Source organism: Sphingobium limneticum (assembly GCF_008710155.1).
In the GTDB taxonomy this organism is placed as follows: domain Bacteria; phylum Pseudomonadota; class Alphaproteobacteria; order Sphingomonadales; family Sphingomonadaceae; genus Sphingobium; species Sphingobium limneticum.
In genome coordinates this window covers 1-4,749 of the sequence record NZ_VYPZ01000063.1, presented here as the reverse complement: position 1 = coordinate 4,749, position 4,749 = coordinate 1, and the positions used below count along the sequence as shown (strand labels likewise).

General features: G+C 62.4%; 9 protein-coding genes. 2 read left to right on the top strand and 7 right to left on the bottom strand.

All coding sequences use genetic code 11. The features are described from left to right. A partial coding sequence (locus F4U94_RS23760) for a MobA/MobL family protein (protein ID WP_150412342.1) occupies nt 1–1,065 on the top strand: 1,065 nt, incomplete at its 5' end. A gap of 141 nt (nt 1,066–1,206) precedes the next feature. Here the strand turns inward: F4U94_RS23760 and F4U94_RS23755 are convergent. From F4U94_RS23755 to F4U94_RS23725, 7 genes are all read right to left on the bottom strand, one after another. Continuing rightward, nucleotides 1,207–1,626 carry a hypothetical protein gene (locus F4U94_RS23755; protein ID WP_010337277.1) on the bottom strand — a complete coding sequence of 140 codons (420 nt, stop codon included), beginning with the start codon at nt 1,624–1,626 and terminating at the stop codon, nt 1,207–1,209. After that, complete coding sequence (locus tag F4U94_RS23750) at nt 1,623–2,225, bottom strand: helix-turn-helix domain-containing protein (protein WP_164546221.1); 603 nt, start codon at nt 2,223–2,225, stop codon at nt 1,623–1,625. Before F4U94_RS23750 ends, F4U94_RS23755 begins: the two co-directional genes overlap by 4 nt. 589 nt (nt 2,226–2,814) lie before the next feature. After that, nucleotides 2,815–2,994, bottom strand: a complete 180-nt coding sequence (locus F4U94_RS23745) for a transcriptional regulator (protein ID WP_082733613.1) — start codon at nt 2,992–2,994, stop codon at nt 2,815–2,817. Nucleotides 2,995–2,996: 2 nt separating this feature from the next. Then, nucleotides 2,997–3,275 carry a BrnA antitoxin family protein gene (locus F4U94_RS23740; RefSeq protein ID WP_029547671.1) on the bottom strand — a complete coding sequence of 93 codons (279 nt, stop codon included), beginning with the start codon at nt 3,273–3,275 and terminating at the stop codon, nt 2,997–2,999. Further along, nucleotides 3,259–3,537 (bottom strand): BrnT family toxin, encoded by a 279-nt coding sequence (locus F4U94_RS23735; protein WP_010337273.1) that lies wholly within the window; start codon nt 3,535–3,537, stop codon nt 3,259–3,261. The genes F4U94_RS23740 and F4U94_RS23735 overlap by 17 nt, the downstream gene beginning before the upstream one ends. Before the next feature lie 65 nt (nt 3,538–3,602). Beyond that, the gene (locus F4U94_RS23730) at nt 3,603–4,040 is read right to left on the bottom strand and encodes a hypothetical protein (protein ID WP_066769916.1); all 438 of its coding nucleotides are present in this window, start codon (nt 4,038–4,040) and stop codon (nt 3,603–3,605) included. After that, entirely contained in the window at nt 4,033–4,308 is a 276-nt protein-coding gene (locus F4U94_RS23725) for a hypothetical protein (protein WP_010337271.1), read from the bottom strand. The genes F4U94_RS23730 and F4U94_RS23725 overlap by 8 nt, the downstream gene beginning before the upstream one ends. 167 nt (nt 4,309–4,475) lie before the next feature. Here F4U94_RS23725 and F4U94_RS23720 point away from each other — a divergent pair. Further along, on the top strand, nt 4,476–4,749 hold a 274-nt coding region (locus F4U94_RS23720; protein WP_170271998.1), incomplete at its 3' end, for a MobA/MobL family protein.

The following is a 4,749-nucleotide window of genomic DNA, read 5'->3' as shown; positions in this document are numbered from 1 at the left end:
CATAACGCGCTTGTTGTGCCCGCCGACGCCCCGGCGTGGGCCAACAACCGGGCCGCGCTCTGGAACGCCGCCGAGCAGGCCGAGACGCGCAAGAACTCCACCGTCGCCCGTGAATATGAAATCGCGCTTCCGGCCGAGTTGTCGGCCGAGGCGCGGCGCGAGCTTGCGCTGGGCCTCGCGCGGGAGATCAGCGAGCGGCATGGGGTGGCGGTGGACGTGGCGATCCACGCACCAGGTCGCGAGGGCGACCAGCGCAACCATCATGCCCATCTGCTGACGACGACGCGGCGGATCGGCCCGGAAGGGCTGGGCGAGAAGACCCGCGAACTGGACCAGAAGACGAGCGGGGAGGTCGAGCGCTGGCGTGGCCGGTGGGCCGAGATGCAGAATGTTGCCCTTGAGCGCGCCGGTAGCGTGGAGCGGGTGGACCATCGCAGCCACCAGCGGCAGGGGATCGAGCAGGAGGCGACCGTGCATATGGGGCCGAGCGCGACGGCGATGGAGCGCCGCGCCGAGCATCAGGCGATGCGGGAGGGGCGGGCCTATGAGCCGGTGACGATGGTGGGCCAGCACAACGCCGGCGTCATCGAGCGGCGGGGCCTGCGCCAGTATATCGAGCGGGGGACCGAGTGGCTACGCGATGCGGGGCAGCGCATATCGGGCAGACTCCATGCGTTCGCGGCGACCTTGAGCGGCGCGGTCGATCGCGATCGGCGCGATGCCGCCGAGGCGCAGCGTCAGGAGCAGCTTGCCGCCGAGCGCGCCCGTGAGCAGGCACAGGAGCGCCAGCAGGCGCAGGAACGGGAAAAGGTGGCGGAGAAGTTCAGGACCATAGCCGGGAAGCGCGAGGCGGGCGCCCACGGCTATGGCGACCATAACAGCGACTGGAAGGCGACCCCGGAGGCGCTCCGCAAGGCGGTGGATGCCTATAACGGGGCGAACCAGCACACCAAGGATCTCTACATCGAGCAGATCCAGCGCGAACCCCAAATGGCGCGGGCGGTGGGGCAGTTGCTCCACGAGCGCGAGCTGGTCCTGCAACGGGATCGCGGCATGAGCCTGTGAGGGTGACGGAAAACCCTGAAATCGGGGTTTTCGTGCGGACTTCCAATGCGTCAGGGTTTTTCGTGCAGCCAGATCGCAGCGGCGGCGTGGTCGCGACTGGGGCGGTCAGCCATGCGCGGGTTCAGGTGAAACCCGCCGCCCTCATGCCTCATCGCCGCTAGGGCTGTTGCCCTGGCGGCTGAACAGACGGGACCAGAATCCACGCTGGGGGACGGGTTGAGGGGCGGCACGTTGATCGGTCAAAGCGAGTGTCGCACGTTGCGCTTGTTCCCGCCAAGCGTCCCGGTCGGCCTCGGCAGTTGCGGCCCTCCGTTCGGCGGCTTCAAGCTGTGCCCGTAGCACAGCCGTTTCCACCGTTTCCTTTGGAGTTTCCAATCGTTCATATTCAACGGTTTCTGGCTGTTTCCGTGGAAACGCGCGGAACAGTTCGGCGGGGTCTATTTGGTATCCCGCAGGGGTTTTGTCAGCATAGCTTAGCTTACCTGATTTCAGGGCTTTGCTAATAGTTCCCTTGGCAACACCAGCAGCCTTTGCGGCTTCTCCTAGACTTAGATAGGTCACGAATCTTCACCCGTTTCCAATCGTTCAAATGGTGGTGTTTCCGGGGTTTCCATATACTGCGCGGGCAAGTCAGGTTCCATCCCCGGAAGTGATGGTTCAGACGGGGGCGGAAGGCCCGGACCGCTTGGCAACTGACGCTCTCCCGGGAACAGGTTCGGCAGGCGATGGAGCGCCGGTTGTGCGCCCAGTTCATCACGATCCGGCTGTTCATCATCTGCAATCAGCACAGCCGCTGAGAACAAGCTGTAGCGAATGCCATCACGCTTGCCGCTCCATGCGACCCGATCATTGATGATATAAGCGCAGGCTGTCCCGGTTGGGCCGATCTGGCGGACTTCGATCCACCCTTGTTCGCGAAGTATGGACAAAGCCCGCTTAAGGGTGGGGAGTGAGCAATGGGCTGCCTTTGCCAATGTCGTTTGGCTGGTCACAATGGCATTATGCCGTCCCATTTGAGCCACCAGCACATGAAGCACCGATGACGCACGGGGGTTGGCGATGGCCAGTTGCGCCCATCTCTCATGAGCGGCGCGATCAGTCTGCACCCATGTCCCGCCCGGTGCGGTGGTCAAACCCAGTTGCTTTGACTCTTGCGACATTGGCACTCCCCAGTCCCACAGACTGATAAATTTGATCCAGCGTGAGCTACCCCTAGCTCATCTATGATCAAAATCAGAACGTCATTGAATGAAATTCAAAACCGACGTGCCGAAAACGTGTTGCAATTTCAATCATAAATTTTCGAATTTTGTTCGAACCTAGCTCATAGCTGGTGAGCTAGGGGTAGCTCATAGCTGGTGAGCTACCCCCCCCCGCTAAGTTGATGATTATAAATGGTTTTTATTTAATCCCTTCTATGATCTTATGATTACCCCCTGAAAGGGGGCTGCGAGTTATCCATGCCCCGCCATAGCGCTATCCAAAAGCTGGCGGCGGCGGGGGGTGGGTAACTCGCTAATCAGGCCGCCTACGGCGGTGATGATGAGTGCCGCTAGTCGCGGCACGCGTTAGGCGCATGACGGACAGGAATCCGCATCCCTTCCACGTCGCACACGCTGCAAGGTCGCAATTGGCTATCAGGGGGTGTGCAGGAGCCGATTCCGGCCCATAGAGCGCAGGGAGGCGTTGGGGGGTAGGTTTCGCCATCCAAGGGCTTGGCGGTGCCCTGACGGGCACCAGAGGGTAAAATCAGGGGTTTTCGGTTCCGCGCAGATGGCAAGGCGGACATTCGCCCTCGCCTGCCGTGCCCCAGCTATCGAGCCAGCGGGCCACTTCCTCGCCGGTCAGATGCAGCCCGGTTTCCTGATATTCGGCCCATGAGGCGAGGGCTTCGGCCTTGAAGCTTTCGCGGGCTTCCACGTGGCCCACGATCAGATTTGTCCCGTCGCCACAAGCTGGCCGAGCAGGGCGTTTACACGGGTTTGCCATCCGGGGCCGCTGTCGCGCAGATGCTCCACCGTCTTTGCATCCAAGCGGATTTTCACCTCGACCTTGGGAGCATCCAGCTTGGGCCGCCCGCGCTTGCGGCCCATCTTGGCGTCAACCCAGTCAACACCATGGACCTCACGCGCCGGACGCATACCCTGCATGAACTCCTCGGATAGCGGAGCATCTTCGCTGTGAATTTCGGGATCAAACTTGGGACGCATAGTAGAACCTCACCTCGTGTTTCTCCGCTCTGCGGAGGCTGATGGCGCGTATTGCATCGTCCGTTGAACCATCGGCATAGGCCAAAAAATAGAGGCGGTCGCCGATGAAGCCGATGGATACGAAGCGAACTTCGCCATAGTCGAACCGTGTGTCTTCACGGTCGAGCGATGTTGTAAAATCGAAGTCCGCCGCAGCCTGCAATGATACGCCGTGCTTGGCGAGATTAGCCTCGTCCTTGGCCGGATCGAACTCGACTTCCATAGCAATCTCGTACACCCATTAAATGTTAAGAGCAAGAATTTACGTACACCCGATAATGAACTGGCCTATTGCGCCTGCAAGGGCACCCAATCGCCCTTGCAGCGTTGAGTTTTGGCGTCCCATCGTGCGGTGCAGCCGTATAGCCGCTGTTCAATCTTGGGTTCCTTCGCCCACTGGTAGGCGAGGGCCGCGGCGAAGATCAGGCCCAGCCCGATCATGGCCGCGTAGAGCCATCCCTTCAGATGCTCCCACCCGATGGCTGCGCTGACGCGCTGAAGCTGCGTAGCGGCCCGCAGGAGTTCGTTGAGCGCGTTCTGCGTCTGCTGCCCCGCTTCGGCGCGCTGGCGGGCGTCATGCTCGATCTGGCGGGACAGGGCGGCGACCTGCTGGGCGACCCCTTCGGCCCCGGCCTTCCGCATGGCGTCGAGCAGGATGCGATAGTCCGCGCCGGGATCGGAGGGAGGGGGCGCGTCGAACTCGGCAGGGTCGAAGGGATCAGGCATCGGCAGGGCCTCCCTTGAAGGTCCAGCCCTCGAACGCCTTGCGGTCCTGATCGCGGCTGATGCGGTTCATCAGGTCATTGAGGCGGGATTCCCATGCGGGGTCTTTCATGGCGGCATCGAGGAGCAGGCCGCCGAGGATGATCTTGCGGCGCGCATCGGCCTTGCGGTTCATGGTGGCGGCGCGGGCTTCCAGTGCCTGCAACCGGGCCTTGGCCTGCTGGACCTTGCGACGTGCGGTTTCGATAGCCTCTGGCGTGGGAGCGGCCATGGTCAATCCTTTCGCTGCGCGATATTGATAGCACCGGACCCGACCGAACGAAAGAGAGGAAGGGCGCACTTATGCAAACTTGCGTTTGCGTGCGTCAGGGGATACCCCTGAACCCCAGCGGGCTATCGCCCGCGCCATGCTCCCGCATGGCTAGTAAGGGCGCGGCGATGGCGAGCTTCCATCTTGCGGTTAAGACGATCAGCCGTTCCGCCGGTCGCAGTGCGACGGCGGCAGCGGCTTATCGTGCGGGCGTCGAAATCACGGACGAGCGAACCGGCCTCGTCCACGATTACACCCGCAAGCAAGGCGTCGAGCATAACGCGCTTGTTGTGCCCGCCGACGCCCCGGCGTGGGCCAACAACCGGGCCGCGCTCTGGAACGCCGCCGAGCAGGCCGAGACGCGCAAGAACTCCACCGTCGCCCGTGAATATGAAATCGCGC

Coding starts and splice junctions, on each gene's coding strand:
- F4U94_RS23750 (WP_164546221.1), bottom strand. CDS start 2,225: ATGTCGCAAGAGTCAAAGCAACTGGGTTTGACCACCGCACCGGGCGGG.
- F4U94_RS23740 (WP_029547671.1), bottom strand. CDS start 3,275: ATGCGTCCCAAGTTTGATCCCGAAATTCACAGCGAAGATGCTCCGCTA.
- F4U94_RS23735 (WP_010337273.1), bottom strand. CDS start 3,537: ATGGAAGTCGAGTTCGATCCGGCCAAGGACGAGGCTAATCTCGCCAAG.
- F4U94_RS23730 (WP_066769916.1), bottom strand. CDS start 4,040: ATGCCTGATCCCTTCGACCCTGCCGAGTTCGACGCGCCCCCTCCCTCC.
- F4U94_RS23725 (WP_010337271.1), bottom strand. CDS start 4,308: ATGGCCGCTCCCACGCCAGAGGCTATCGAAACCGCACGTCGCAAGGTC.